This window comes from Phyllobacterium lublinensis, assembly GCF_020164435.1.
Lineage (GTDB): Bacteria > Pseudomonadota > Alphaproteobacteria > Rhizobiales > Rhizobiaceae > Phyllobacterium > Phyllobacterium lublinensis.
Map to the genome: position 1 here is coordinate 36,030 of NZ_JAIUDQ010000021.1, position 24,862 is coordinate 60,891.

Sequence of the window (24,862 nt, forward strand, 5' to 3'; positions counted from 1 at the left end):
GGAATTTACGATAAACTGTTTATCCGCGTGTTCAAACTGTCCGTTCGGGAAAGGGGTTGCAAGGCTCAAGGATCCGGCCAAGATGCTATTTATTGTAATCGGCCGACGGACATAGTTCATTGTTCGGCAGGGATCCGATTGTCGTACGGTAAGGGCTGCGAAAATGAACATCAACGATCATGATGAACATCTCATAGAGTCGGTATTTCGCAATGGCACCATAACCGTCGTCGGCGTCGTACTGTCTTTTTCGCTTGGCTTCCTCACGCAATGGGCCAGCAATCCGATACCCTGGAGACTGACCGATCTGCCCACGCTGATTCTTATTTCGATAGGGATCGTCATTCAGCTGAGATCTCTCGCCCTGCTGTTGAAAACCGAATCGCTCAAGAAGGTCGTCTACGACCGGGCCAGCCGGCTATTTCTCACAGGTATAATCGTATCCGGATCTGGCGTTTTCCTGGCAATTCTCATCGACTCAATCCGGCTGCTGGCGGGGCGTTAACCGACACTTGTGATCATCCCTCGCGGGCCCTTGATTTGCGGTCGGGAGCCTGTTGAGTTGCGGGCCCCGAGGAGAATGAAATGCGCCTAGAAACTGACTTGTCCGATGCCAGGAATGGCCGTTTTTTACGTGAACCCGTACCTTCACACTGGCCGCGCGGTGTCAGGCAGCTTTCCATGAAAGGGAGCACCCTGTTTGGCGTTCACGAAGAGACTGGCAACCTCTACTGGGATGGCAAGCTTGTACAGACCAGCAACCGTCTCGCCAATTTTGAACGGGGTCTTGGCATCGTTCTCGTAGCAGCAATGGTATCGCTCGCCGTCTTCGACGCCATCCGGTTCTTTCTCTGACCTCAAAGGTCATTTTCCAAATTGTTCTGCTTGCCAGCCATGCCAACACTTGCGCGCGTGGTCGATACTACGCGCCAATATTTGAGTCGTAAGAATTAGTACAAATGAAAGCAATCAAACTAACACGGCATTAAGCACAAAGTTTGGTGACGTTCTGTCAACCATATTCCTTAAGGTGGTTGAAATCGCTGGCGATCTAAGTTCACGACGGTTCAACGAAACCAAGTCAACAAATGACCAGCCAAACAGGGATACATGATCATGAACAAACTCTTCGCACGCTTCCTTAAAGATGAGTCCGGCGCAACTGCTATCGAATACGGCCTGATTGCAGCCCTCATCTCCGTCGGCATCATCGCTGGCGCGACCGCCCTCGGGTCGAGCATCAACACGACGTTCGAAAACCTCGGTTCGACAATGACGACTGCTGCTCCGAAGTAATGAACGGACTGGGGCTGCTCTTAAAGGGCAGCCCCAACGTCCTTCTCCAAGACCAGGCCGCCTTCGGGTGGCTTTTTCGTTATTGGGCGATGAATAAACCGGTTGTGTCCAGTGTTCTGCCTTATACGTATTTTGGGAACCTGCAGCCGCAACGTCTATTCATTCGCAGGAGGAGCGCATGGCAAGATTTCAGCACCCGGTCGCGCTGCTCGCCAGGCTGTTTCTCGCCTATATCTTCATCATTGAAGGCTGGACCAAGATAAACAGCTACACGACGACCGCCGAGTACATGCTAGCCAACGGCGTATCTGCGAAATTGCTGCCACTGGTGATCCTGACGGAACTTGGTGGGGGGATCCTGATTGCCGCCGGGTTCATGACACGGTATGCGGCAGTCGCCCTTGCAGGATTTTGCCTTCTGACGGCCTTGCTGTTCCACACTGATTTTTCTGATTTCGAACAGGTCATCAATTTCAACAAGAACATCGCCATGGCTGGCGGGTTCCTGGCCCTGCTGGCATTCGGGCCGGGAAGCTGGTCAATCGATGGATGGCGTAAGCGAAGCTAACGGAATTTTGCCCGCATGGCATCGATGCCAGGGATACTGGCCATCAGCGGGCGATGGATTTCCTCGAAATTCTGCACGAGCGATCGCTGTGTCTTGCCGACCAGAATAGTGAAAATGTAGGACGCATGGCCGGGCGAGGTCGCGGTCGGATGGTAGCCCGTCGAGAAAGCGAACGTGTCGCCATTGCGCGTCACATGCGCCTCAGGTTCACTACCGTCTTCGTACCAGAGCTGCGTGCCAAATCCGGAGGGCGGGTCGAAGCGCCAGTGATAGAGTTCCTCGTGTGCTGTCTCGCCGGGCTGGTCGGTGTCATGCTTGTGCGGTGGATAGCCGGACCAGCAGCCCTCATCGGCGTAAAGTTCGCTTACCAGCAGTCGGCCAACTTGATCTGCCTGCCTGTTGCCGAGGATATGGAAGATGCGCCGTCGCGATTTGGTTTCGTTCGAACCTACGTCGACCATGTCGACCTCTTGCGGCGCCACTCGGAACGGTGCCATCGGCTTGTCCCAGCGCCCTCCCGCGATGGCGACTTCGCAATCGGTCCGCGCGATGATTTTGACGTCCGCGCCGGGGCCGGCGTAGGCGGAATCCGCCACTCCTGCCCAAACACTCGTGCGCCCTCCGACGGAGTCGAATCTCACCGCGTCGACCGATATGTCACAGCTGCCGGAAAGCGGAACGATCGCTGTTTCGAACGCCGCCAGCCGATAGTTATGCTCGCAACCCGCCGTCAGTTTAACCAGATTGAAATGAACAAGCTCTGCGGGGCTGTTTCCGCTGAGGAGTGCTTCATTGCGATTGTCGTGAGCGCGGATCAGCTTCGCCGGCATTGCTATCGGGCCTCGCTGTTCAGCACCTGCAGCAATGCCGCGATATAGCCATAGGTAAACGCAAATGCCGTATTCTGCGGATCGCGCCCGGAGAGCTGCGGTACATGGTCCGGCATGATCATGTAACGGTAGCCGACTTCCGCATAGGTCTTGAGTGAACGCCACATATCCATGTCGCCTTCCTCTGGGAAAGTCTCCATGAACGACAGCTTGCCGCCGCGAATATTGCGGAAATGCACATTGAACAACTTGCGGCGCTCACCGAACCAGCGAATGATGTCGAAGATTTCTTCCGCTGGATTGTCGAGCATTTCGCCGACCGTGCCTTGGCAGAAATTCAGGCCGTGATGGGGGTTTTCGCGCATCATCACGAATTTCTTCAGACCGTTGACGGTACCGAGAACGCGGGTCACGCCGCGATAGCCCGGAGGCGTATAGGGGTCATGCGGATGACAGGCAAGACGCACCCTGTTGGCCGCGGCGACCGGAACGACGCGTTCAAGAAAATAGTCGATGCGCTCCCAGTTTTCTTCCTCGTCGACAATTCCGGCGATCGTCGGCGGTGCTTCATGATCAGCCTTGTCCCAGCGGAAGGCATCGTTGCGTGATCCGCCCCTGCCAGTCTCAAGCTCTGTTCGCGGAATACCGATGATGTTGAGATTGTATTTCACGGCGGGAATGCCGGCGGCAGCAGCGCGCTCGATCAGGCGGCAGATCGAGTCGATCTGCCGGTCGCGTTCAGGCCCGGCAGAAAGAATGTCCGGACTGTATTGCTTTTCAATGACGTGCGAACTCAGCGGCAGCTGGATCATGTCGAGCGCCAATCCGAAACCCGCCAGATGGTCACGGTGCCGTTCCAGGGTTTCGAATGTCCAATCATGCGGATTTCCGGCGGGATCGGCACAGACGTGCTCGATCCCCAGCTGTGCCATCACCCGATAGTCATCATCGTCGCGCGCTCGAAATTGAGTGCCTAGAAACATGTCCAACTCCTGTTATGAGGCGCGCGGTTGCGCAATGTCGCGCGGGTCTTCACCGTAGGCCTCGCTGGCTGCGATCAGCCTCTTCGTATAGGTCTGGGTTGCCCCGCCATTGACGAGTGCATCGACGTCGAGGGTTTCGACGATAATTCCTGCATGCATAACCGCCGTTCGTTTGCACATGTGAGCAACGACGCCGAGATCGTGGCTGACCATGAGATAGGTCAGGCCGCGCTCATCCTGGAGATCGCAAAGCAGGTTGAGGATTTCGGCCTGGACGGACACGTCCAGTGCCGATGTTGGTTCATCCAGGAGCAGAATATCGGGCTCCGACATCAATGCGCGGGCGATTGCAACGCGTTGCCTTTGTCCGCCGGAAAGCTGGTGAGGATAGCGCCAGAGCAAAGCCCGGCTCAGACCGACCGAGTCGAGTGCCGCATGCCCCCGCGCCTCCGCATCAGGAATGTTCATTATGCGCGCGGGTTCCATGAGCTGACGCCAGATCGTGTGGCGCGGATGCAGTGCCTCATAGGGATCCTGGAAAACCATCTGGACCTTGCGGTAGAAATCCTTGCCGCGCCTGGTGCGGACATCGGCACCGGCAACACGCATTACATCGGCTTCATTGGCCGCAAGGCCGGTGATGGCCCGAAGGATGGTCGACTTACCGGAGCCGGATTCGCCGACAAGGCCGAATGTTTCACCTCGGTGGACGGCAAAGCTGACGCCGCTGACTGCGCGACGTTCGTCCGCTCCTTCGCCGAATGTGACGACAAGGTTCTGGATTTCGATGATCGGCTCACTGGTCATATTGTCATTCACCATGCTGCGTCACGCTTCAGGACCGGCAGCCGCCGGCGCGGCACATGAATGCGCGGCATGGCTTCAAGCAAGCCGCGCGTATAGGGATGCGTCGCCTGGTCAAGTTCGCCAGCCTTGAGCGTTTCGACCACGCGACCGCGATACATGATCAGAACCCGATCGCAGAAGCGGCGCACGAGATTAAGATCGTGGCTGATGAAAATCAGGCCCAGGCCCCGCTTTGCGACGAGGTCGTTCAGAAGGTTGAGGATCTCCAGACGCACGGTAACATCGAGGGCCGATGTCGCTTCGTCTGCGATCAGGATTTCCGGCTCTGACACCAGCATCATTGCGATCATGATCCGCTGTCCCATGCCGCCGGACATTTCGTGCGGATACATGCGGTAGACGCGTTCGGGATCGCGGATCTGGACCGCACCGAGCATCGCAGTTGCTTTCTGGCGCGCATCCGACGTCGATGAATGGGAATGGATCCGGTAGGCTTCCGCAATCTGTTCGCCCACCGTAACGACGGGATTGAGCGAATATTTCGGATCCTGCATGATCAGGCCGATCCGGCGTCCACGAATGGCGTCCATGGTACGTTCGGACGCTCCGAGAATGTCGATGTCGCCCAGCCTGATCGCTTCGGCGCGAACGATCGCAGCGGGTGGCGACAGGCGCATGATGGCCCGGCCAGTCATGCTCTTGCCGGAGCCAGATTCGCCGACGATACCAAGTTTCTCGCGGCCGAGGTCAAAGGATACGCCGCGAACCGCGTCGAAAATGCCGGCGGCACCGTGGAAGCTGACCCTGAGATCGCGGACGGAAAGCAGAGGATTGTCCATACTGTCTACTCCTGCCTTGGGTCGAGCGCATCGCGCAGTGCATCGCCGACCAGATTGAAGGCAAGACTGACGGTCAGAATGGAAAGGCCCGGCATGGTTCCGACCCACCAGCTGTCGAGCATGAAGCGCCGGCCCGTGGAGACCATCGCCCCCCATTCCGGGCTCGGTGGCTGGGCGCCGAGACCAAGGAAGCCAAGACCGGCCGCGGTCAGGATGATCCCCGCCATATTGAGGGTAATGCGAACGATAACCGAGGGCACACAGAGCGGGGCGATATGTCCTAGCACGATGCGCAGGTTTGACGCCCCCATCAGCCGCACTGCCGAAATATGATCGCGGTTGCGCAAGCTCAGCGATTCAGCGCGAGCGAGGCGGGCAATGGGCGGCCATTGCGTCAGTGCGATGGCGATGATCGCGTTGTTCAGGCTGGGTCCGAGCGCCGCCACGAAGGCAAGAGCCAGGATAAGACTTGGAAACGACAGGAAAAGCTCGGTTATGCGCATGAGAACCGTATCGAGCCAGCCGCCATAATAGCCGGCGACACAGCCCACGATCAGCCCGATGGGCGCGACAATGACGCTGACGATGGCAACGATGGAAAGGGTGATGCGGCTTCCCCACAGAATGCGGCTGAGAATGTCCCGGCCCAACTCGTCCGTGCCGAGGAGATGCTGACTGTTCGGAGCGACGAGGGTCTCGCGCAGGTTCTGCTCGAACGGCGAGTACGGCGCAAGCCATGGCACAAAGATAGCGACGAAAACCAGAAGCAGGATGATCATCAGACCAGCGATGCCCAGTGGATTGGAAGCAAACCGCCGCCACACAAGCCAGACATTCTGGAATGCCGCGTGGCTTGCACTGCTTGGCTCTTCCGTCGTCAGCCAGGCTGTCAGCCCCTTACTGTCGATGCTCATTGAATCCTCGGATCAAATATCTTGTAGAGAAGGTCGGAAATCACGTTGAGGGCGATGAAGACGCAGCCGATGATCAGTGTGCAGGCGACGACCACATTCATGTCGCCAATGACCAATGCATTGGTCAGATACTGGCCGAAGCCCGGCCATCCGAAGACCGTTTCAATCAGCACGGCCCCTTCCAGCATGCCGCCATAGGAGAGTGCAACGACAGTCACGAGCTGAACACGGATGTTCTTGAAGGCGTGGCGCCAGATGACACCGCGTCGCGGTACACCCTTTGCGCGCGCCGTCGTTACATATTCCTGGCTCAACTGTTCGAGCATGAAGCTGCGGGTGATGCGGCTGATATAGGCGATCGACGCATAGGCGAGCACTGAGGCTGGCAGAAGGATGTGCGATACCGCGCTCCAGAAGACGTCCATGTCCCCGGCAAGCAATGAATCGATCAGCAGAAAGCCGGTGACATTCGGGACGATGTCCTCGTAGAAAAGATCGATACGACCGGAACCGCCGACCCAGCCAAGCTTCGCATAGAAAAGCATCAGGCCGACCATGCCGATCCAGAAGATCGGCGTTGAATGGCCCAGAAGTGCAATAAGGCGTACGGCATGATCGGCGAAGCGTCCGCGATTGACGGCTGCGTAAACGCCGAGCGGAATACCTATTCCCGCGCCGAGGATGATGGTCACGGTTGCCAATTCGACGGTCGCAGGCAGAACCCTCGCAATATCCTCCATGACTGGACGGCCGGTCAGGAGCGTGCTGCCGAAATCACCATGCAACAGATTCTTGAAGAAGATCCAGAACTGCTGGAGAACGGGCAAGTCGAGGCCCAGTTCCTCGCGGACCTTCAGGTAGGTTGCGCGGTCGGCATCGGGGCCGACCACGGCAATGACGGGGTCCACCGGCATCAGCCGGCCGATCACGAATGTAAGGAGCACCAGCAGAAAGAGCGTCGTGACAACGCTGATCAGCGAGCCGCCAAAACGGCGATATTTCCGCAGACCCGAACGCCTTGTGGGCGTCCGGACTGCCGCTTCAACTTGATTGACCATTATGCTGGCGACCTGACTCTGCTGCTAGTCCTGCTTTTCGACCTGATCCCAGCGCGTCATCCAGCCGATGTCGCCGACATAGTTCTTCAGCCGCGCGCTCTTGGCATAGGGGTCGACGCGCTGCGAAATCGGAATGACGGGCGGGGCCGATTCCTCGAACAGCTTCAACGCCTGTTCGTAGAGTTCTACACGCTTCTCTTCATTGTCGGTGATGGCGGAGGCTTCATCGACCAGCTTGTTGACTTCCGGCAGCTCGAAGGATGCACGCCATGCCTGAAGGTTGGCAAGATTGGCACCATCCGTGTTGTCGGGGTTGTATGCATGGGTACGGATCCAGCCATCAGCGTCGGTCTGTGCGGAGGACGCGGTACGTCCGACGCCGAGCTCGAACTTCCGGTCACGCATGGGCCCGTAGGTCTGATCGCCATTGCCGGTCTGGATCTCCACCTTGACCCCCGCAACCGCGAGGTTCTCCTGGATGGCCGTGGCGAGGTCGGCATAGGGCGTGGAATTGAGCGAGAGCAACTGCTTGCTGAAGCCGTTTCCGTATCCGGCCGCGGCCAATTCCTGCTTGCATTTTTCCGGGTCGTACTTGTTGCCGATGTCCGGAAGATAGCCGGGTATGTCGGAAGGCACGAATGTCGTTGCGCTCTTGCCGTAGTTTTTCATCACGACATCATTGATGTCCTTGTAGTTGATGCAATAGCGCAGTGCCTTGCGCACTTCCGGCTTGGCGAATTCAGGATCCTTGGTGCTCATGATGAGATAGTAGAAGCCGGAACCGACCAGGCGGTCGATGACGATGTTCGGATTGCTGGAGAGGCCGTCAATGTCAGCCGAGACAAGCTGGAATCCGACGTCGAGATCGCCCTTTTCCAGCTGCAGGCGTTCGGTCTGCGATTCAGGCAGGTGGCGCACGAGCACCCGCTTCATCTTCGGCTCGCCACCCCAATACGTATCGAACCGGTTGAGCACGACAATGTCATTCGGGTTCCAGCGGTTCAGGGTGAATGGTCCCGAACCTGCTGCATTGGATGCAAGCCAGCCGCGTCCCATGTCACCGTCCTTCTCGTGCTTGGCGATGACGTCCTTGTCGAGCACGGCGCCGTATGCGCGTGTCAGGGCGCCAAGCTTGAGTGACGGCGCGACTGGAGTCGCTACTTCCATGACGAATGTCCTGTCGTCCTTGGCGCGAAACTTCTGGTCGACATTGTCGGCGGTGTAACCCCAATTTGCATAGTAGGACTTTGCCAGCAGGCCAAGCTTGACCGCGCGCTGCAGGGAATACGCAACATCGCCCGCCGTGATCTGCCTGCCGCTTTGGAAGGTGGCTTTCTCATCCAGGGTGAATTCGATGGTGCCGTCAGGCAGGATGTTCCACGACTTTGCCAGCAACGGCAGGATCTTTCCCGGCGCTTGCGGATCATTGCGGACGAGCGTGTCGTAGAGATTGGCTATGACGTGATAGGATTCATAGGAATTGACATTGTGCGGATCGAGGCTGGTCAGATTGACCATATTCATACCGATGACCAATTGGTCCTGCGGGGTCTTTGCCTCGGCAACAGTCATCGTCATGGCGGCGACGACGGCAGCCGTCCCCGCCAGTAAGGCACGTAAATGCGACATAGTTTTCCTCCCTATGAGCCACATCTTATGTTGTATGACATCGTAGTACTGATCTTATTCCGGAGCAAGCCAAAACTTTGCGAATTATGCGCCGTCGCTGCGCATGTGCGAATATCACTGTTGTTGAAGCAAAATACTTGATTCCACAGGGAAAAACGGCCGCTCAGTTTCCATCTCATTAATATATGATATCTTACTTCCATCAGATGCGCAGGCGGCCTGTCCTTATGTGAACAAGGACAGTGCCCAGAGATCAGAGAAGGTGCAGATGTCCGGACTTGGCAAACGAGAAACGCTTACAGGTCAATTGGTTAAGGCGGTCGCCGACCGTATCACCTCTGGCCATTACAAGCGGGGCGAGCGCCTGCCGACCGAGCAGGAAATGATTGGCGAGTTCAATGTGAGTCGGACCGTCGTGCGCGAAGCCATCGCCAATCTGAAGGCGAAGGGTCTCGTCCATACGCAGCAGGGCATCGGGGCATTTGTGCTCAAGGATATTCCTGCCGCTCCGTTTCGGATCGAGGAAGACAATCTTGAACTCGTTGAAGAAATCATCGGCGTTATGGAATTGAGGATCAGCATCGAGCTCGAGGCAGCGGCCCTTGCTGCAGTTCGACGTGATGAAGGTGATATTGCCAGGCTCAAGGCTGCACTCGATCTGATGAATGAAGCGATAGAGCGGGGTGAGGCATCGGTCCATGCCGATCTCGAATTTCATCGCGCCATCGCATCTGCGACCAAGAATCGCCATTTTCTGAGCATGTTCAACTATCTGGGTGAATTGCTTATTCCCCGGACACGATTGCAGACGCATAGGCTCAACGGTCTGCCGCAGCGCGAGTATCTGGAGCGAATCAATCGCGAGCACGACCAGATCTACCAGTCGATCAAGGCGCAGGATGTGGAAGGTGCCCGAGCAGCCATGCGCCTCCATCTCGGCAGCAGCCGCGACCGATTGCGCAGCAATGCGCTTCAGGCGGACAAGCAGCGCTGAGGGCCGAGCTTCGACCTATCGTGGTCAGCAATGCTAATTGTATGATGACATACATATCGCAAGCCGCCCCTCACCCGAAGCTTGACGTCTTCAGGAATTCAGCAAGGCGTTCGCTTTTGGGCTTGTGGAACATTTCCTTTGGATTGCCTTCCTCGCCGATGCGTCCCTGGTTCATGAAGATGACCCGATTCGAGACTTCATAGGCGAAGCGCATCTCATGGGTCACGAGCAGCATGCTCATCCCGTCCTGTGCGAGCGTCTTGATGACCTGCAGGACTTCGTTGACAAGTTCCGGGTCGAGGGCAGAGGTAACCTCGTCGAACAGCATCAGTTTGGGGTTCATGGCGATAGCCCTGGCGATTGCGACACGCTGCTGCTGCCCGCCGGAAAGCTGTCCTGGAAAATGGTCCGCCCGCGAGCGGAGGCCGACACGATCCAGCCATTTCTCGGCGATCGAGCGCGCTTCTTCCTTATTGAGTTTCTTCACTTTCATGAGGCCGAGCATGATATTGCGCGCAGCAGTCATGTGTGGAAACAGGTTGAACTGTTGGAAAGCCATGCCGGTCAGCGCCCGTTGGCGTGCGATCTCCTTTTCGCTTTTGCGCCGGCGCTGGCCACCGACCAGCTCATATCCGATTTCCTGGCCATCGATGCTGATCGTGCCGCCCTGAAATTCCTCCAGCATGTTGATGCAACGCAACATGGTCGTCTTGCCGGAGCCGCTCGACCCGATGATGCTGATGACATCGCCCTGCGACATGGTGCAGTCGACGCCTTTCAGGACTTCGACGTCTCCATAGCTTTTGTGCAGATCACGAATTTCGAGAAGATTTGACATCGGATCGGAGCCTTACGACGGAATAGCTGTCTTGCGTTCGACGTAGCGGCCGAAACGTTCGATGGCGTAGTTGATGGTGAAGTAGAGCAAGCCTGCGAACAGGTAGAATTCGAGGCTCATGAAGGCCCGTGAAATGATTTCCTGGGTGCGCAGCAGCAGTTCGGCAACGCCGATGATGGAGAGCAAGGTCGACGCCTTTACCATTTCGGCGGCTGTATTGACCCAGGCCGGCAAGATCTGGCGCAAGGCCTGCGGGCCGAGTACGTAGGCAAAGGTTTGCGGGAACGTCAGCCCGACGGCCTTTGCTGCCTCCGTCTGGCCCTTGGGGATGGACTGCAGTGCGCCGCGGACAATTTCACCAACATGGGAACTGCAAAAGACTGCAAGCGCGAGAACGCCGGCCTGAAACGGTCCAAGATCGAGTCCGATCGTTCCGAGAACATAATAGCTCGCCAAGACAAGAACCAATACCGGGGTGCCGCGTATGAAATCCGTATAGCCGCGAACCAGCCAACGCAGGGGCCGGACACCATAGGTCAAGGCGAGGCCGACAAACACCCCGAGGATCGTGCCGCAGCAAATCGCCAGCAACGAGATCGAAATGGTTACGCCGAGTCCCTTGAGGATCGGTATCCGCGCCAGCCAGAGGATCTCCAGAAAATGAGCGATATCCATCAGGTCACCTCGGCAATGAAAGGCGGCGCTCGACCTGGCGCATCAATGCGGCAAGGATCGAACAGGTGAACACGTAAAGACAGCTCGCAACGATCCAGGTTTCGATGACGCGGAAGGTCTCGACGTTGATCTTGCGTGCTTCGAACGTCAATTCAGGCACGGCAATCGCCGCGGCCAGCGAAGTGTCCTTGAACAGCGAAATGATGGTACTGCTGAGCGATGGCAGGACATTGCGAAACATCAACGGCGCAATGATCGAGGTGCGTATCTGCATTTCTGTCAAGCCGATTGCGAGTCCGGCTTCGCGCAGTCCGCCTGGAATGGAAAGGAGACCCGCGCGAAAGACTTCGGCAAGGTAGGCCCCGGAGTAGAGCGCGAGCGTGAAGACAAAACTTTCGATCTTTCCAAGCCGGAAACCAAGCTGCGGGAGCGCAAAATAGGTGAACAGCACCAGCACGAGAATCGGCGTGTTGCGGATGATGGTCACATAGACGCCTGCCGGACGTTTGATGAACCCGTTCCTGGAGATCAGGCAGAATGCGATGACAAGTCCAATCACGGCGCCTATCAAGATCGCCCCGACGGCAAGTGCCAGACTGAGTGCCAGCCCCTCAAGCAAAAGATCGAAGCTGCGCCAGACGGCAGCGAAATTCAGCGTATAGCCCATGCAGCGCCCACCGTTTGGATAGCAGGATCGCGGTTCCGGATTGGCCGGAACCGCGAAAGGTCAGCTCATTTGAATTCGACCGGGAAGCCGATCTGCGGCGGGGTCAGATCCTTGCCGAACCAGGTCTTGAACGATTTCGCATAAAAGTCGAACTCGACGCCTGTCATGGCCTCGTGGAGCGCCGTATTGACGAAATTCAACCAGTCCTGGTCGCCCCGCTTGACGCCGCAGGCATAGGTCTGCGGATTCCAGCCATAGCCGGCGTCCTTGTAGCGTCCCGGATTCTGCGTCATGTACCAGGCAAGGGAAGATTGATCGGTCGCCGCTGCGTCAGCGCGGCCTGATTCCAGAGCCTGATAAATGAGATCCACGGATTCATATTGATCGACCTTGGCCTCCGGCAGAGCGGCATGGACCATGCTTTCGGCGTACACATTCTGCAGTACCGATATGGTGACCGCAGATCCCGCGGCTTTCAAGGCGGCATAATCTGCATACTTGCTGTCGCCCTTCAGCATGAGCCCGACGCCTTCACGGTAATATGGTATGGTGAAAGCTATCTGCTGGGCGCGTTCACCCGTAACGGTCATAAACTGACAAGTGATATCAACTTTGTCAGTCGTTATGTTGGGAATGCGTGCATCGGAAGACTGATTGACGAATTCGATCTTCTCGGGATCGTTGAAGAGCGCCTTCGCGATAATGTGACCCATGTCGACGTCGAAGCCCTGGAGCTTGTCATCGACACTCTTGAAATGCCATGGCGCATTCGTGCTGCCTGTGCCGAGAACCAGATGCCCTCGTGTGAGAACCTCGTCGAGTTTGCTCTTGGTTTCCTGGGCGTTGGCGCTGAGTGAAGGCAGCATGGATAGCGCGGCAAGCGTAGCCGCGATGAAATACCGTTTAGCCATTTGAGTTCCCCTATTCGTCAAGCGAATGTTTTTATCGGCCATCCATTATTATGGAATATAATACCGTATAATGGATTGCTAATAGAATGACAGGTGCCTCAACTTGTCAATAGTCTATCAACAGCGGGGAAGTATTGTTTTCGACGCTACATGCCATTGCTTATGAGTTGCGCGTAAAACTCTACGGCCAGCCAGGCCAACGCTGCCAGACCCAGGGAAACGGTCAGGATGGCCAGAACCGGATAGCCTTGTCTGCCCTGTTTGGCGTCATCGGCCTCAATACGTTTTGCCATGTCAAACTTCCTGATTTCAGTCCAATTCGGAGTGGAACGGAGCCGAGCGGCCATTGTTCCCCATTGAAAACAACAAACCCGCGTCGGTGGCGCGGGTTTTTGCAACAAGCGGCCGATTCAGGCAGCAGCGGCGTTGATCCGGCTTTCTGCCATGGCGGTCAACGCTTTGTCGGTCTGCATTTCTTCCTGAAGGTTTTGTTGGAGCAATGCTGCACAATCATCGCGGCCAAGCTGCCTCGCCCAGGCGACAAGCGTACCGTAACGGGTAATCTCATAGTGCTCTACCGCCTGGCCGGCCGCAATCAATGCCGCGTCAAGGACCTGGTCGTCGTCGACTTCGCCGGCTATTTCGTCTGCCTCTTCGAGGATACCGTCAATTGCAGGGCAGTTTACGCCCCGCACATCGACGCCGTGCAGCTTGAATACCTGTTCCAGACGATCGATCTGCACTTCCGTTTCCTGCAGATGTCGCTCGAAGCCGTCTTTCAACTCCTGATCCGATGCCTTGTCGATCATCTCAGGCAATGCCTTCGCAATTTGGTTTTCGGCATAGTAGATGTCGCGTAGCGTATGGACGAAAAGATCGTCCATCGTTTTGATATCCTTGGAAAAAAATCCCATTTCATCCTCCTGGAAGACGGACACGGCAACCCGTTCGGCAACCTCACGGTCTGCAAGCAGTGATTGTCAGTGGTACAGGCCGATAACGGGATGCCGGAGGAATGGTTCCTGGGATTCCGGTGAACCAGGTTGTAATCTAAAGTTGCACGACCGGGTCGAAGCGACCCTTCCCTGCAAGTTCGATGAGAAAGGTCTTGCCTGCGTCGGGATCGGACCGGTGTACAGGGTCGGTCATGTGATGGTAGGCGGTCGTTACGATCAGATTGGCTGTGCCTTCGGCTACGAAGGCGGGGCATGATGGCTGCAGCACCGGCACTGCTATCGAGCGGATACGCCTTCCCGATGCGGCATAGACGTCGATGCTGGACCTACCCCAGCACGCGTTCCACAGGTTGCCATCGCCGTCGACGACTGAACCGTCGACGCCGCCCTTCTCCTTGTGCTGGTAGAATAACGCAGGCTCTCCCGTCGGCAAACCGGTTTCGGCGTCAGTATCGACGCGCCAGATGATGTTCTTGGCCGTGTCAGCAAAATAGGCAATACGACCGTCAGGCGAAAAGCTGATCGAGTTGGAGATGGATATGTCGCTGAAAAGTTTACGCAATTCACCGCGGCGATACCAATAGATCGAGCCAGCGCCCGTCTCCGATTTCTTACCCATCGTACCGATCCAGAATGCGCCGGCAGGATGCACGCGCGCATCATTGGAGCGGGTAGACGGATTGTCAGCCTCGATTGGCTGGCGCAGAGTCGTCCGGCCGGATTGGCGATCGCGGATGAAAAGCCCTGTCTCCGTTGCGATCAGCTGCCTGCCTTCATCGATGACAGCAAGTGCACTTGCCATTTGCCCGAGGGAGTGTACCTGCAATTCACCGCCAGTGAGTGGCTTCTCGAACAGGCGGCCAGTTACGATATCGAACCACCAGACGGTCCGGGTCAGCGGATCATAGCCCGGTCCCTCGCCCAGTTCACATGCCACATCACAAAAGATGCTGATCTTCGGCTCATCCATTTCAGACCTCGGTAAAAATGCGATCATAGGCTGCGACTGTCAGTTGCGCCCGTTCACGAACAAAGGATGATGAGGCACCAGCCTTGTAGAGGCTCGAGCCAAGGCCGAAGGTACGGACGCCGACGCTGGCATAGTCCGCAAAGCCGTTCTCGTCCACGCCGCCGACGGCGCCGATTGTGGTGCCCTTCGGCAGGATGGCGCTGATCGCCTTGATGCCGTCTGGGCCGAGAACACTGGCCGGGAAAAACTTTAGACCGGATGCGCCGGCCTTCAAGGCAGCGAGGGCTTCTGTCGGCGTGAACACGCCGGGCATTGTGACCATGCCGAAACGGGCCGCCTCCGCCAGCACGCCTGCGTCGACATTGGGGCTGATCATCAAACGTCCACCGGCCGCATCAAGCCGCGCGACATCGGCGGGATCCAGCACGGTGCCTGCTCCGACGAGCACATGCGACGGCAGATTTTTCACAAGCAATTCAATGGATTGGAACGGGTCCGGAGAGTTGAGCGGGACCTCGATGACATCAATGCCCGCATTCAGCAACTCTTCGCCGATGCTGAGAACCTCGACAGGTTTGACACCGCGCAGGATTGCGATGAGGTCGCGCTTGAGCGCCGGCCATGACGCAGATGATTTGTGGTTCATGCGAGACGTTCCTGTTCAATTGGCCAAAGGCGCGAAGCGGCGACGAACAGCCCCTTGCGGACTGCCTCATCGGCGTCAACGAGGTCGTATTCGAGACCGGAAAGAGCCAATGCCCGGCCATAGAGTGCGGCCATGGTTCCGGATGCGACAATCGTGACCCGGCCCTGCTTCTCCATCCTGGCAGCGGCAATTTCCGCGCCGATCAGAAGGCCGGACAAACGCGCGGCCGCGCCCTCCGGGGAAAGATTGTCAAGCAGCATCGCGGCACGAATGCCGAAAAGCTCGCCCAGCATTCGTTTGCCCGACAACATCAGATCAAGCGCGGCGGCAAATTGTGGATGGTCGGGCGAAGCCGCCCCAACAGCGTCGCCAATGGAATGGCGCAGGATCGATTGCGAGGCAAGCAAAGCGTAAAGCTCGCCCGTCAGGAAAGTGGAAAAATGGTTTGCCTTGCCATTTTCAAGTGCGACCCATTTCGAGTGGGTGCCCGGCATGGCAATGATTCCATTGGATAAATTCTGGGTCAGGATTGCGCCCAGCAATTGCGTTTCCTCACCGCGCATGACGTTTGGCGCGCTGCCGGATTGGGACAGGCCCGGAATGATCCGCACATCGCGATCAATGCCCGGAATCCGCACGGTTCCCGAAAGAATGGACGGCAGATCGGCTGGAACCGGCACATAATTGGCCTCCACCCAGCCCTGCCGCGAACCCGCCATGCCGCAGACGATGACCGGGAGATCATCACGCGCACCAAGTTCGGCAAGATGGCTCTCCAGCGTCGCGGCAAAGCCACGGGCGCGGGATGCGTCGAGCCCGTCATCGGTGCGCTTCTCCGCCAGGACATCACCTCGGCCATCGACCAGCCAGAGGCGAAAACGGCTTGTTCCCCAATCACTTAGGCCATAGGCCGGTTGCGGTGTCACAGATAGCCTCCGTCGACGATCAATGTCTGGGCACTGACCATGCGCGCGGCATCGGAGGCGAGGAACAGGCAGGGGCCGACCATGTCGCCAGGCTGGATTTCCTCACGCAGGACCTGTTTGCCGACATGGTTTTTCAGGCCTTCCTCCGTAACCCAGTGCGTCTTCTGGCGTTCGGTCATGACCCAGCCCGGCGCGATGGCATTGACACGGATATTCTCCGGCCCAAGCCGACCGGCCAACCCCTTGGTAAGACCAATGATTCCGGCTTTCGCCGCCGTATAGGACGGCATGTTGCCCTGGTTGATCATGTAGGAGGTCGAGGTGAAATTGATGATCGAGCCACCGCCTGCCGCCCGCATGCCCGGCACGACCGCCTGAGCTGCAAAAAACTGCGGACGCAGGTTGATCGACTGGTTCTTGTCCCAATATTCAACCGTCACGTCATCAATATCGTGCCGGTCGTCCCATGCGGCATTGTTGACGAGAACGGTGATCAAGCCATTGGAATCAATGGCTTTTGCAGTCGCGTTACGCAGATGCTCGACGTCTGTCAGGTCGGCTTTCAGATAGAGAGGCGCATTGCCGTAATCCTTGCCCAGGCGTTCGACAAGAGCCTCGGATGGCGCATCGGCAATGTCGATGAAGGCAACGCGGCAGCCCTGGCGCACGAAGCCTTCGGTGAGCGCAGCGCCGATACCCGAACCGCCTCCAGTGATCAGAACGGAGCGGTCCTTCAGGTCCGGAAAGATGGCGGATGGCATCATGTCATATCTCACGAAGTATGGCAGTTCCATTATTTGGAACGTAGTTTGACTATGCTGAATTGTCATTTTACGATGGTGAAAGTCAAGATGTGACGCCCTTTTACACCTGCACACAACCAAAATTCTTGCGAGGGTTGAAAAATTTGAACCGAAATCAAAGATTCTTGGGCGAGATTTGCCAATTCTTGGATGGTTTGTGTCCAACCTTGCGCAAATTCTGTTCCAGAGTGGCAATGGATGGGCGGCGTTTTTCCGAAACGGGTTGGCCCTGCATCCGAGGCGTAGCCGGAGAGCGTTGGCAACCATGAAAAAAAGCGTACCCGGCGTTACTGCCAGCGACGATCAGCGCAATGGAACGGGCACGCTCGGCAAGGCAATTTCTGTGCTCGATATCATCGCGGGATCGCCCGAGCCTTTGCGCTTTACGGATGTGTTGAACCTTTCCAATCAGCCGCGCGGAACCCTGCACCGGCAAATCTCGAACCTGATCGAAGAAGGGCTGCTTACGGTCAACCGCGACCAGTCCTATGGCCTTGGCCTCAGGCTATTGCAATTTGCGTCGAAGGCATGGGCAGGCAACCAGTTTCGCGCAATAGCCGAACCACACATCCGAAAGTTGCATGAGGCAACCGGCGAGACGGTACACCTCGGAGTCCTGCGGGGAACCGAGGTGATCTATCTCGACAAGATCGAAAGCCGGCAAAGTGTTCGCACGGTTTCGCAGATTGGCAACGCGGCGCCGGCCTGGTGCACCGGAGTCGGCAAGGCGGCACTCTCCGCCCTGCCCGATGCCGAGTTGCGCGAGCGGGTCGGCAGGATCAGGTTCGTGCGCTACACGCCGAACACGCTGGGAGACGCGCGCAGTCTGCTGGAGGAGATCGAGCAAATCCGCAAGGATGGCAATGCCTATGACCGAGAGGAACACGAGACGGGAATTGTGTGCGTTGCAGCGCCCGTCCGCGCCGAACAGCTCATTGCCGGAGTGTCGGTAACCGGCCCGGCCTACCGGATCACGCCCCACGCACTGCAGTCCTGGGCGGGCATCACGCGGGAGGCCGCAGCCGCCATCATGCGGGACATGGAAACGCGGATGGCGCCGCGCGGATAAAGCGCCGCCCGCCCAAGGGGATAGCCGCGGTTTTCGGAGCGTACCATGCAGCCAAGCGCATGCCATCGGGCGCGTGACCGGCCAGTTCCAGTGGCATGGCGTATGATTCGGCAATCGCGGAGCTTTCGCACTAAAGGCTTGCTTGCAAACATGAATAATGGTTATATTGAATGAACATTCAATAAATAAGAGTGAACCAATGCAGATGCCGCCGCGTGATTTGACCATCCCCAAAGACTGGGACCGCCGTGGATTGCCCGCCTGGAGCTACAACAGTCCCGCCCTTCTCGAACTCGAGAAGGAGCATGTCTTCCGCTGTCACTGGCAGATTGCCGGTCACGTTGCAGATGTGCCGAATATCGGGGACTACGTTACCCTTGATGCTGTCGGCGAACGAGCCTTGATCGTACGCGGCAAGGACGGGGAAATCCGGGCGTTTCACAATATCTGCCGCCATCGCGGCTCACGGGTCGTCGCCGAAAACAAGGGCAGTTGCAACAATGCGCTCGTGTGCCCGTTTCACGGCTGGGTCTATAATCTCGACGGCACGCTGCGCGGTGCGGCACGGCCGCGCTCGTTCCCGGATCTCGACAAGAACGAATTCGGACTGCTGCCGCTCGAACTGGAAATCTGGATGGGGTTCATCTTCATCCGGTTCCGGAAGGGAATGCAGCCATCCGTCGCCACGCTGCTGAAGCCATTCGAAGAAGAGATCGCTCATTATCACGTGGCTGACATGGTGCCTGCGGGCTTCTGGACGCAGAAATCACCGGTCAACTGGAAATCTGTCCGCGACGTCGACAATGAGGGTTATCACGTGGCGATGGCGCATCCGGCCCTCCAGGACCTTTATGGCTCGACCTATTATGACGAACCCTTCGTCAATGGCGTGTCGCGATCGTTTGCGACCTACAACCCCCATGCGGGGCGGCGCTGGAGTGTCAGGAATTACATAAAGATCGCGCCGGAGGCGACGCATCTTCCGGAGCATCTGCGCAAGGCATGGATCTATTACGGGATCTTTCCAAATGCGGTCATTGCGCTGACGCCGGAAGGCGCGTCGTATTACCAGGAGTTTCCATTGACCACAGGCGAGACCCTGCTTCGCGGTGCGGTCTTCCGTTTCAGGGATGAATCGCGCCGGCAGGCGGCCGCGCGCTATCTCGCCTCACGCATCGATCGCGAGACCAATTCGGAGGATATCCAGCTCACGAAATGGTCGAACGAGTCGATGCTGTCGAAATCGTTCTCCGGTTTCTATCTGTCCGATCTCGAATATGGCGTCCGTTCGCACCATGACCATCTGCGAAAGGTGCTTCCCGTGCTGTCGGTCGACAAGGCGCCGGTCGAAGCAGAGATTCCGTTGATCAACGCGCAGCTGAGTGTATCGAATTAGAGAAAGCTGGCGCAAATACGCATATGATCTTTGTGGCAATGTCTCACGCCGGCACAAGCATGGCCGGTCACCAGGTCCCTTTAAGCGATATCACTCCAACCAAAGCCGGTATCTCAATTGAGACAACCGACTTTCGTTGAATTCTCTCTCCCGGGGGATTTTCCTACCGTTCCAATCTCAAATTCCTGGAGGGCACAGCCTACATTCTACGCTGTGCCGACGGCTCCTACTATGTCCGATCGACGAAGCAGGAGATTGAAGCGCGGTTGTGGGACATAATGCCGGAATTTGCGATGGATACACAAATGTCGGCGGCCGGTCGAATTGGTCTTCACTGAAACCTATGACCGCATGCTGGATGCGATATCGCGCGAACGACAGATCAAGGGATGGTCCCGCGTGAAGATCGCTCAAAGCGACTGGGGTGACCTGCCACGCGGTACCAGCACCCTTACCCCTGCCAGATGCCTTCGCGGCGCAGATCATCCATAGTTCTCGAGATGCCCTCACGCAGGATTGTCACCATGTCATCGATCTGTTCCCGGGTAATCACCAGAGGCGGTGACATGACGCACATATTGATGAGCGGGCGGACGAGGAGGCCGAGTTCATGGCAATGCGCGTCGATGCGCATGCCGACATTGGTATCCAGTTGCAGGGGGTTCCGGCTTTCATGGTCGGCAACGCATTCGACACAGGCCATGAGACCTATGCCGCGCACCTCCCCCACCAGCGGCAAGTCTTCAAGCTTTTTCAGCTGTTGCTGGAAATAGGGAGCGACGGACCTGGCATGGTCGAGGATGCCATCTTCGAGCAGGTCGAGATTGGCGAGAGCAACGGCGCAGCCGACGGGGTGACTGGTATAGGTCAGGCCGTGAGCATACATCGCCGTCGGATGGTTCGAACGCCGGAGCTCCTCCAGAAGCCGCTGCGAGACGATCATGCCGCCAAGGGGGAAATAGCCGGAGGTGACACCCTTGGCAAAGGTGATGATATCGGGCTCGATGTCGAAAACCTCTTTCGATGCAAAGACGTGGCCAAGCCGGCCAAAGGCGGTGACCACTTCATCGGCTATGAAGAGGATATCGTTGTCGCGGCAGATCTTGTGGATTCTCGGCAGATAGTTCTCCGGTGGCACAATGACGCCGCCCGAGGCCTGGACGGGTTCGCCAATGAAGGCGCCGATCCTGTCCGCCCCCACCCGGCTGACGGTTTCCTCGAACTCGGTCACGAGCATGTCGGAGAATGCGGCAAGGCTCATCGCGGCTGGCCGCCGGAACGGATCGGGCGATGAGAGCTTGATGACCAGTTCGTCGGCTCCGTCCATCCAGTCGCGATCCCGTGGGCGTCCGTTCAGTGATGCGGAAAGGTAGGTCGAACCGTGATAGGCGCCGCCGCGCGAAACGATGAGTTTCTTCTCGGGACGGCCGCGGGCATTGTTGAAGAACTGCATGAACCGAAGTGCACTTTCCACTGCGGTGGAGCCGCCAGTGGTGAAGAAAACATGGTTGAGGTCGCCCGGAGCATAGTCGGCAATGCGCTTGGCAAGAACGGCGGAAGGCTCGTTCATCGTATACCAGGGCGTATTGTAGGAGAGTTGCATGGCCTGGTCATACATGACGCGTGCAAGTTCCTCGCGGCGATGCCCGACATTGACGCACCACATGCCTGCAGGGCCGTCGATCAGGCGCTTGCCCTCACCATCGGTAATATAGATGCCCTCGCCCGCACCAATGAGCGACCGGGTCTCAGCTCCGATGTCGGCTGCGCAGGGCCATGGCTGCACCAGGTGGCGCCTGGCGATGTCAACCGCATCTTCGCCCGTCATTGCCGATCTCTCACCGGATGTCCGTACGATCTGTTTCACAGCAGCCATGTTCCCTCGCATATTTGCAATTTGTGGTGTTAATTTCTGCACAATTATCAGAAATCAATATGGTTTTTTCTGTATATTGAATGTTCGTTCAATCAATATGTCAGAAATAGCACTTGATTTCAATCGTCAGATGGGCTCATGATGGAAGAAAGATGGCACAAGGGAACGTGCCGCGCCGACAGGACAATGGGAACAGCATGCTGGCAAATCTGATGGCAATTGGTTTGGTAGGACCGCTCCAATGACGGTGCCTGCAGAAGGGATCGTCGGACCAGCCCCCGTTCGACGCCAAAGAAATCCTGTTCTGCAATCGGAAGCCGCACGCGGTCTCAGTCTCATCAGCCCGACCTTGATCTATGCCGTGATCTTTCTGGTGGTGCCGATCCTGCTCGTGCTGGCGAACAGCTTCTGGACGCAGCACTATCTGGAAATCGACCGCACATTCACTCTGGAGAACTATCGCGTTGCACTGACAGACCCGATCTATCGCGACCTGTTGCTGCGTTCATTATGGATATCGCTGCTCGTCAGCTTCTTTACGGTGACCCTCGCCTATCCAATCGCTTACTTCATTTCCTTCCACGGAGGGGTGCACAAGGGGCTTTGGCTCTTCCTGATCACGATCCCGTTCTGGACCAGCTATCTGCTGCGCGTCATGTCGTGGAAGGTGATTCTCGGTTACAACGGTGTCCTCAACTCCACGCTGATGGGCCTTGGCTTGACCGATGGTCCTTCGGATGCATTCCTCTACAATACAACGGCGGTGGTCATCACGCTGACCCATGCCTGGGCGACTTTTGCAGTGTTGCCCATTTTCGTTTCGCTGGAGAAGATCGACCGCACACTGGTCGAAGCGGCCACCGACCTTGGCGATGGGCCGCTGCGGCGGTTCCTCCGGATAACGTTGCCGCTCTCGGTGCCGGGGATAATCTCGGCGGTATTGATCGTCATGATCCCGACCGTCGGCGATTTCGTCACGCCGCGTCTGGTTGGCGGCAAGGACGGTGTCATGATCGCCAACGCCATTCAGGCGCAGTTCGGCAAGGCCGCAAACTGGCCGCTGGGTGCGGCACTGTCGGTGACGACGATGGCGGTCGTCACGGCAATGGCGGCATTCATCGTGGTCACGATCCGCATGGCAGCGAGGCGCGCACGATGAGGATGCTGCGTCATATCCGACCCAACTGGTTGAAGAGCTATGCCTTCTTCTATGTCCTTTTCCTTTATTTGCCCGTGATCTTCCTCCCGATCTTCTCCTTCAACACGGCAGCGACACCGCGCTTCCCGCTGAGCGGGGTTACGCTCAAATGGTATGGCGACCTTGCCCGCACCCCGGCCCTGATCGACGCGGCCTGGAACAGCCTGCTCGTCGGCGTATCCGCGTCCATCCTCGCCACACTGTTCGGCATCTGTGCGGCGCGGGCCATCACACGCTATCGCTTTCCGGCACGGCGCAGCATCAACGGGCTGCTGATGGCGCCACTCGTCCTGCCGGAAATCATCGTTGCGGTCTCGATGTTGCTGGTCATGCTGCAGCTCGGGCTTAGCCTGTCGCTGATCACGGTGGTGTTCGGCCATGTCCTGATCTGCATCCCCTATTCGCTGAGCGTCCTGACCTCTGGATTCGAGGGATTCGACCGGAGCCTCGAGGAGGCATCTGCCGACCTTGGCGAAAGTGCCTTCGGAACCTTCCGCCGCGTCACCCTGCCGATGGTTTCGCCCGCGATCATCTCGAGCCTGCTGGTATCGTTCACGATCTCGCTTGACGAGTTCATCATGGCATTCTTTCTGACCGGAACCGATGCGACCCTGCCCGTCTATATCTGGGGCCAGCTGCGCTTTGCTGCCAAGCTGCCGGGCGTTCTGGCGCTCGGTACCCTGCTTCTGGCGGCATCCATCATCCTTTTGACAATCGCCGAAATCGTGCGTCGCCGTGCTGCCCGGCGCACGCAGAATATGGGAGGCGTCCTTGCCTGATCGAACCATCGCAAACCGCTCCATGATCGAGATTTCGCGTGTGACGCGAAGCTATGGCTCCTTCAAGGCGCTTGACGAGACGTCCCTGACGATCCGCGAGGGTGAGTTTTTCTCGCTTCTGGGGCCATCCGGATGTGGAAAGACGACATTGCTGCGCATGATCGCCGGCTTCGACACACCGACAAGCGGCTCGATTTCCATTGACGGCCAGCCGATGGACGGGGTGCCGGCCAATCGCCGTCCGACCAATATGGTGTTCCAGAGCTACGCCATCTTTCCGCACCTGAATGTCGAACAGAATGTGTGCTACGGGCTGAAGCGGCTGCGGCTGGATGCGGCGGAGGAGAAGCGGCGCGTCGAAGAGGCGCTTGCCCAGGTCTCGCTTACCGGCCTGGGTAAGCGCGGCGCCCTGGAACTGTCCGGCGGGCAGCGCCAGCGCGTGGCGCTGGCACGGGCGCTGGTGATGCGGCCAAAGGTGCTCCTGCTTGATGAGCCGCTTTCAGCGCTGGACAAGAAATTGCGCGAGCAGATGCAGGTCGAATTGCGGCGTCTGCAGCAGGCCGTCGGCATCACGTTCGTTCTTGTCACGCACGACCAGTACGAGGCCCTGGCAATGTCGGATCGCATCGCCGTGATGTTTGGCGGCAGGATTGCTCAGGTCGCATCGCCGAAGGAAATCTACCAACGGCCAGTCAATTGCCAGGTCGCCGACTTCCTCGGGGGCATGAATTTCGTGAAGGCGGAAATCGTCGAGGAAAACGGCGCGTCCATGACCCTCGACACCCCCGGCTTCGGCCGGGTCAGGACCGACAAGCCCGCCGCCTTCGTGCGCAATGGCCGGGCGGCGACGCTCGGAATCCGCCCGGAACGGCTTCGCGTTCTGTGGGACGATGCAACGGACGCGCATGAAGTTGCAGGCAAGGTGGTCGACCGGCATTACTTTGGCGAGATTACCCATCTCGTCATCGAAATCCCGGGTTTCGAAAAGCCGCTGTCGGTTACGGAGACCAACAATTTCGGCGCTGATGACATTCCGGTGGGAGCGTCCATACGCCTGGCCTACGACCCTGACGCGCTGGTCGCGCTCGCCGACTAGGTGGTGGATTGGAAACGCCATCCTGCGTGGTTCGTCCTTCGACAAGCTCAGGCTGAGGGAAGTAAGCTGATTGGAGGGCGTTAAATTCCGCAACAATAGCGATTATTGTGCAGCCAGAAATGCCCCTCATGGTGGGCT

Annotated in this window: 28 protein-coding genes and 1 pseudogene; 11 read left to right on the plus strand and 18 right to left on the minus strand. The window is 57.7% G+C overall.

Going from position 1 to position 24,862, the window contains the following annotated elements; all coding sequences use genetic code 11:
• The first annotated feature begins 163 nt into the window (after positions 1-163).
• The 4 genes from K9U38_RS20285 (at position 164) to K9U38_RS20300 (ending at position 1,864) form a co-directional block, all read left to right on the plus strand.
• On the plus strand, positions 164-505 hold the full coding sequence (locus tag K9U38_RS20285; protein WP_224496168.1) for a hypothetical protein: 342 nt from the start codon (positions 164-166) through the stop codon (positions 503-505).
• Between the two features lie 80 nt (positions 506-585).
• Positions 586-855 carry a hypothetical protein gene (locus K9U38_RS20290; RefSeq protein ID WP_224496169.1) on the plus strand — a complete coding sequence of 90 codons (270 nt, stop codon included), beginning with the start codon at positions 586-588 and terminating at the stop codon, positions 853-855.
• A 261-nt stretch (positions 856-1,116) separates the two neighbouring features.
• Positions 1,117-1,296 carry a Flp family type IVb pilin gene (locus tag K9U38_RS20295; RefSeq protein WP_100003644.1) on the plus strand — a complete coding sequence of 60 codons (180 nt, stop codon included), beginning with the start codon at positions 1,117-1,119 and terminating at the stop codon, positions 1,294-1,296.
• 178 nt (positions 1,297-1,474) lie between these two features.
• Positions 1,475-1,864 carry a DoxX family protein gene (locus tag K9U38_RS20300; RefSeq protein WP_224496170.1) on the plus strand — a complete coding sequence of 130 codons (390 nt, stop codon included), beginning with the start codon at positions 1,475-1,477 and terminating at the stop codon, positions 1,862-1,864.
• Here the strand turns inward: K9U38_RS20300 and K9U38_RS20305 are convergent.
• From K9U38_RS20305 to K9U38_RS20335, 7 genes are read right to left on the minus strand one after another with little or no spacing between them, the layout of a single operon-like run.
• Complete coding sequence (locus K9U38_RS20305) at positions 1,861-2,694, minus strand: 5-deoxy-glucuronate isomerase (RefSeq protein ID WP_224496171.1); 834 nt, start codon at positions 2,692-2,694, stop codon at positions 1,861-1,863. The two genes, K9U38_RS20300 and K9U38_RS20305, sit on opposite strands and share 4 nt — an antisense overlap.
• A 2-nt stretch (positions 2,695-2,696) precedes the next feature.
• Entirely contained in the window at positions 2,697-3,677 is a 981-nt protein-coding gene (locus tag K9U38_RS20310; RefSeq protein WP_224496172.1) for a mannonate dehydratase, read from the minus strand.
• A gap of 12 nt (positions 3,678-3,689) precedes the next feature.
• Positions 3,690-4,499: an ABC transporter ATP-binding protein gene (locus K9U38_RS20315; RefSeq protein WP_370632024.1), complete on the minus strand. Its 810-nt coding sequence runs from the start codon at positions 4,497-4,499 to the stop codon at positions 3,690-3,692.
• On the minus strand, positions 4,493-5,323 hold the full coding sequence (locus tag K9U38_RS20320; protein WP_224496173.1) for an ABC transporter ATP-binding protein: 831 nt from the start codon (positions 5,321-5,323) through the stop codon (positions 4,493-4,495). The genes K9U38_RS20315 and K9U38_RS20320 overlap by 7 nt, the downstream gene beginning before the upstream one ends.
• A 5-nt stretch (positions 5,324-5,328) precedes the next feature.
• Positions 5,329-6,237, minus strand: a complete 909-nt coding sequence (locus tag K9U38_RS20325; protein WP_224496174.1) for an ABC transporter permease — start codon at positions 6,235-6,237, stop codon at positions 5,329-5,331.
• The gene (locus K9U38_RS20330; RefSeq protein WP_224496175.1) at positions 6,234-7,295 is read right to left on the minus strand and encodes an ABC transporter permease; all 1,062 of its coding nucleotides are present in this window, start codon (positions 7,293-7,295) and stop codon (positions 6,234-6,236) included. Before K9U38_RS20330 ends, K9U38_RS20325 begins: the two co-directional genes overlap by 4 nt.
• A 24-nt stretch (positions 7,296-7,319) precedes the next feature.
• A complete protein-coding gene (locus K9U38_RS20335; RefSeq protein WP_224496176.1) occupies positions 7,320-8,924 on the minus strand; it encodes an ABC transporter substrate-binding protein in 1,605 nt (534 codons plus the stop codon).
• A gap of 268 nt (positions 8,925-9,192) precedes the next feature.
• On the opposite strand from K9U38_RS20335, the gene K9U38_RS20340 reads away from it, so the two are divergent.
• Positions 9,193-9,918, plus strand: a complete 726-nt coding sequence (locus K9U38_RS20340; RefSeq protein WP_224496177.1) for a FadR/GntR family transcriptional regulator — start codon at positions 9,193-9,195, stop codon at positions 9,916-9,918.
• Positions 9,919-9,988: 70 nt separating this feature from the next.
• Here the strand turns inward: K9U38_RS20340 and K9U38_RS20345 are convergent, their stop codons facing one another.
• The 10 genes from K9U38_RS20345 to K9U38_RS20390 all read right to left on the minus strand — a co-directional run bounded on the left by K9U38_RS20345 (position 9,989) and on the right by K9U38_RS20390 (position 17,271).
• Positions 9,989-10,756, minus strand: a complete 768-nt coding sequence (locus K9U38_RS20345) for an amino acid ABC transporter ATP-binding protein (protein ID WP_224496178.1) — start codon at positions 10,754-10,756, stop codon at positions 9,989-9,991.
• Between the two features lie 12 nt (positions 10,757-10,768).
• The gene (locus tag K9U38_RS20350) at positions 10,769-11,431 is read right to left on the minus strand and encodes an amino acid ABC transporter permease (protein WP_224496179.1); all 663 of its coding nucleotides are present in this window, start codon (positions 11,429-11,431) and stop codon (positions 10,769-10,771) included.
• 4 nt (positions 11,432-11,435) lie between these two features.
• Positions 11,436-12,098, minus strand: a complete 663-nt coding sequence (locus K9U38_RS20355; RefSeq protein ID WP_224496180.1) for an amino acid ABC transporter permease — start codon at positions 12,096-12,098, stop codon at positions 11,436-11,438.
• Positions 12,099-12,163: 65 nt separating this feature from the next.
• Positions 12,164-12,964: a transporter substrate-binding protein gene (locus tag K9U38_RS20360; RefSeq protein WP_224496217.1), complete on the minus strand. Its 801-nt coding sequence runs from the start codon at positions 12,962-12,964 to the stop codon at positions 12,164-12,166.
• 191 nt (positions 12,965-13,155) lie between these two features.
• Positions 13,156-13,302, minus strand: coding sequence for a hypothetical protein (locus tag K9U38_RS20365; RefSeq protein ID WP_224496181.1), 147 nt, complete (start codon positions 13,300-13,302; stop codon positions 13,156-13,158).
• A 117-nt stretch (positions 13,303-13,419) separates the two neighbouring features.
• Positions 13,420-13,923 (minus strand): YciE/YciF ferroxidase family protein, encoded by a 504-nt coding sequence (locus tag K9U38_RS20370; RefSeq protein ID WP_224496182.1) that lies wholly within the window; start codon positions 13,921-13,923, stop codon positions 13,420-13,422.
• Between the two features lie 136 nt (positions 13,924-14,059).
• On the minus strand, positions 14,060-14,935 hold the full coding sequence (locus K9U38_RS20375) for an SMP-30/gluconolactonase/LRE family protein (RefSeq protein WP_224496183.1): 876 nt from the start codon (positions 14,933-14,935) through the stop codon (positions 14,060-14,062).
• A 1-nt stretch (position 14,936) separates the two neighbouring features.
• Positions 14,937-15,581, minus strand: coding sequence for a 2-dehydro-3-deoxy-6-phosphogalactonate aldolase (locus tag K9U38_RS20380; RefSeq protein ID WP_224496184.1), 645 nt, complete (start codon positions 15,579-15,581; stop codon positions 14,937-14,939).
• Positions 15,578-16,507 carry a 2-dehydro-3-deoxygalactonokinase gene (locus K9U38_RS20385; RefSeq protein ID WP_224496185.1) on the minus strand — a complete coding sequence of 310 codons (930 nt, stop codon included), beginning with the start codon at positions 16,505-16,507 and terminating at the stop codon, positions 15,578-15,580. The genes K9U38_RS20380 and K9U38_RS20385 overlap by 4 nt, the downstream gene beginning before the upstream one ends.
• Positions 16,504-17,271, minus strand: coding sequence for an SDR family NAD(P)-dependent oxidoreductase (locus K9U38_RS20390; protein WP_224496186.1), 768 nt, complete (start codon positions 17,269-17,271; stop codon positions 16,504-16,506). Before K9U38_RS20390 ends, K9U38_RS20385 begins: the two co-directional genes overlap by 4 nt.
• Positions 17,272-17,575: 304 nt before the next feature.
• Between K9U38_RS20390 and K9U38_RS20395 the strand changes: the two genes are divergently transcribed.
• The 3 genes and pseudogenes from K9U38_RS20395 to K9U38_RS20405 all read left to right on the plus strand — a co-directional run bounded on the left by K9U38_RS20395 (position 17,576) and on the right by K9U38_RS20405 (position 20,267).
• Entirely contained in the window at positions 17,576-18,379 is an 804-nt protein-coding gene (locus K9U38_RS20395) for an IclR family transcriptional regulator (RefSeq protein WP_224496187.1), read from the plus strand.
• A gap of 199 nt (positions 18,380-18,578) precedes the next feature.
• A complete protein-coding gene (locus tag K9U38_RS20400; RefSeq protein WP_224496188.1) occupies positions 18,579-19,775 on the plus strand; it encodes an aromatic ring-hydroxylating oxygenase subunit alpha in 1,197 nt (398 codons plus the stop codon).
• A gap of 185 nt (positions 19,776-19,960) precedes the next feature.
• Positions 19,961-20,267, plus strand: a pseudogene (locus K9U38_RS20405) (GIY-YIG nuclease family protein).
• Here the strand turns inward: K9U38_RS20405 and K9U38_RS20410 are convergent.
• Positions 20,227-21,651: an aminotransferase gene (locus tag K9U38_RS20410; RefSeq protein WP_224496189.1), complete on the minus strand. Its 1,425-nt coding sequence runs from the start codon at positions 21,649-21,651 to the stop codon at positions 20,227-20,229. The pseudogene K9U38_RS20405 and the gene K9U38_RS20410 overlap by 41 nt on opposite strands.
• 241 nt (positions 21,652-21,892) lie before the next feature.
• On the opposite strand from K9U38_RS20410, the gene K9U38_RS20415 reads away from it, so the two are divergent.
• From K9U38_RS20415 to K9U38_RS20425, 3 genes are read left to right on the plus strand one after another with little or no spacing between them, the layout of a single operon-like run.
• Positions 21,893-22,810, plus strand: coding sequence for an ABC transporter permease (locus K9U38_RS20415; RefSeq protein WP_224496190.1), 918 nt, complete (start codon positions 21,893-21,895; stop codon positions 22,808-22,810).
• The gene (locus K9U38_RS20420) at positions 22,807-23,628 is read left to right on the plus strand and encodes an ABC transporter permease (RefSeq protein ID WP_224496191.1); all 822 of its coding nucleotides are present in this window, start codon (positions 22,807-22,809) and stop codon (positions 23,626-23,628) included. The genes K9U38_RS20415 and K9U38_RS20420 overlap by 4 nt, the downstream gene beginning before the upstream one ends.
• A 22-nt stretch (positions 23,629-23,650) precedes the next feature.
• The gene (locus K9U38_RS20425; RefSeq protein ID WP_224496218.1) at positions 23,651-24,724 is read left to right on the plus strand and encodes an ABC transporter ATP-binding protein; all 1,074 of its coding nucleotides are present in this window, start codon (positions 23,651-23,653) and stop codon (positions 24,722-24,724) included.
• The last annotated feature ends 138 nt before the right edge of the window (positions 24,725-24,862 follow it).

Coding starts and splice junctions, on each gene's coding strand:
- K9U38_RS20285 (WP_224496168.1), top strand. CDS start 164: ATGAACATCAACGATCATGATGAACATCTCATAGAGTCGGTATTTCGC.
- K9U38_RS20290 (WP_224496169.1), top strand. CDS start 586: ATGCGCCTAGAAACTGACTTGTCCGATGCCAGGAATGGCCGTTTTTTA.
- K9U38_RS20295 (WP_100003644.1), top strand. CDS start 1,117: ATGAACAAACTCTTCGCACGCTTCCTTAAAGATGAGTCCGGCGCAACT.
- K9U38_RS20300 (WP_224496170.1), top strand. CDS start 1,475: ATGGCAAGATTTCAGCACCCGGTCGCGCTGCTCGCCAGGCTGTTTCTC.
- K9U38_RS20305 (WP_224496171.1), bottom strand. CDS start 2,694: ATGCCGGCGAAGCTGATCCGCGCTCACGACAATCGCAATGAAGCACTC.
- K9U38_RS20310 (WP_224496172.1), bottom strand. CDS start 3,677: ATGTTTCTAGGCACTCAATTTCGAGCGCGCGACGATGATGACTATCGG.
- K9U38_RS20315 (WP_370632024.1), bottom strand. CDS start 4,499: ATGGTGAATGACAATATGACCAGTGAGCCGATCATCGAAATCCAGAAC.
- K9U38_RS20320 (WP_224496173.1), bottom strand. CDS start 5,323: ATGGACAATCCTCTGCTTTCCGTCCGCGATCTCAGGGTCAGCTTCCAC.
- K9U38_RS20325 (WP_224496174.1), bottom strand. CDS start 6,237: ATGAGCATCGACAGTAAGGGGCTGACAGCCTGGCTGACGACGGAAGAG.
- K9U38_RS20330 (WP_224496175.1), bottom strand. CDS start 7,295: ATGGTCAATCAAGTTGAAGCGGCAGTCCGGACGCCCACAAGGCGTTCG.
- K9U38_RS20335 (WP_224496176.1), bottom strand. CDS start 8,924: ATGTCGCATTTACGTGCCTTACTGGCGGGGACGGCTGCCGTCGTCGCC.
- K9U38_RS20340 (WP_224496177.1), top strand. CDS start 9,193: ATGTCCGGACTTGGCAAACGAGAAACGCTTACAGGTCAATTGGTTAAG.
- K9U38_RS20345 (WP_224496178.1), bottom strand. CDS start 10,756: ATGTCAAATCTTCTCGAAATTCGTGATCTGCACAAAAGCTATGGAGAC.
- K9U38_RS20350 (WP_224496179.1), bottom strand. CDS start 11,431: ATGGATATCGCTCATTTTCTGGAGATCCTCTGGCTGGCGCGGATACCG.
- K9U38_RS20355 (WP_224496180.1), bottom strand. CDS start 12,098: ATGGGCTATACGCTGAATTTCGCTGCCGTCTGGCGCAGCTTCGATCTT.
- K9U38_RS20360 (WP_224496217.1), bottom strand. CDS start 12,964: ATGCTGCCTTCACTCAGCGCCAACGCCCAGGAAACCAAGAGCAAACTC.
- K9U38_RS20365 (WP_224496181.1), bottom strand. CDS start 13,302: ATGGCAAAACGTATTGAGGCCGATGACGCCAAACAGGGCAGACAAGGC.
- K9U38_RS20370 (WP_224496182.1), bottom strand. CDS start 13,923: ATGGGATTTTTTTCCAAGGATATCAAAACGATGGACGATCTTTTCGTC.
- K9U38_RS20375 (WP_224496183.1), bottom strand. CDS start 14,935: ATGGATGAGCCGAAGATCAGCATCTTTTGTGATGTGGCATGTGAACTG.
- K9U38_RS20380 (WP_224496184.1), bottom strand. CDS start 15,581: ATGAACCACAAATCATCTGCGTCATGGCCGGCGCTCAAGCGCGACCTC.
- K9U38_RS20390 (WP_224496186.1), bottom strand. CDS start 17,271: ATGATGCCATCCGCCATCTTTCCGGACCTGAAGGACCGCTCCGTTCTG.
- K9U38_RS20395 (WP_224496187.1), top strand. CDS start 17,576: ATGAAAAAAAGCGTACCCGGCGTTACTGCCAGCGACGATCAGCGCAAT.
- K9U38_RS20400 (WP_224496188.1), top strand. CDS start 18,579: ATGCAGATGCCGCCGCGTGATTTGACCATCCCCAAAGACTGGGACCGC.
- K9U38_RS20410 (WP_224496189.1), bottom strand. CDS start 21,651: ATGGCTGCTGTGAAACAGATCGTACGGACATCCGGTGAGAGATCGGCA.
- K9U38_RS20415 (WP_224496190.1), top strand. CDS start 21,893: ATGACGGTGCCTGCAGAAGGGATCGTCGGACCAGCCCCCGTTCGACGC.
- K9U38_RS20420 (WP_224496191.1), top strand. CDS start 22,807: ATGAGGATGCTGCGTCATATCCGACCCAACTGGTTGAAGAGCTATGCC.
- K9U38_RS20425 (WP_224496218.1), top strand. CDS start 23,651: ATGATCGAGATTTCGCGTGTGACGCGAAGCTATGGCTCCTTCAAGGCG.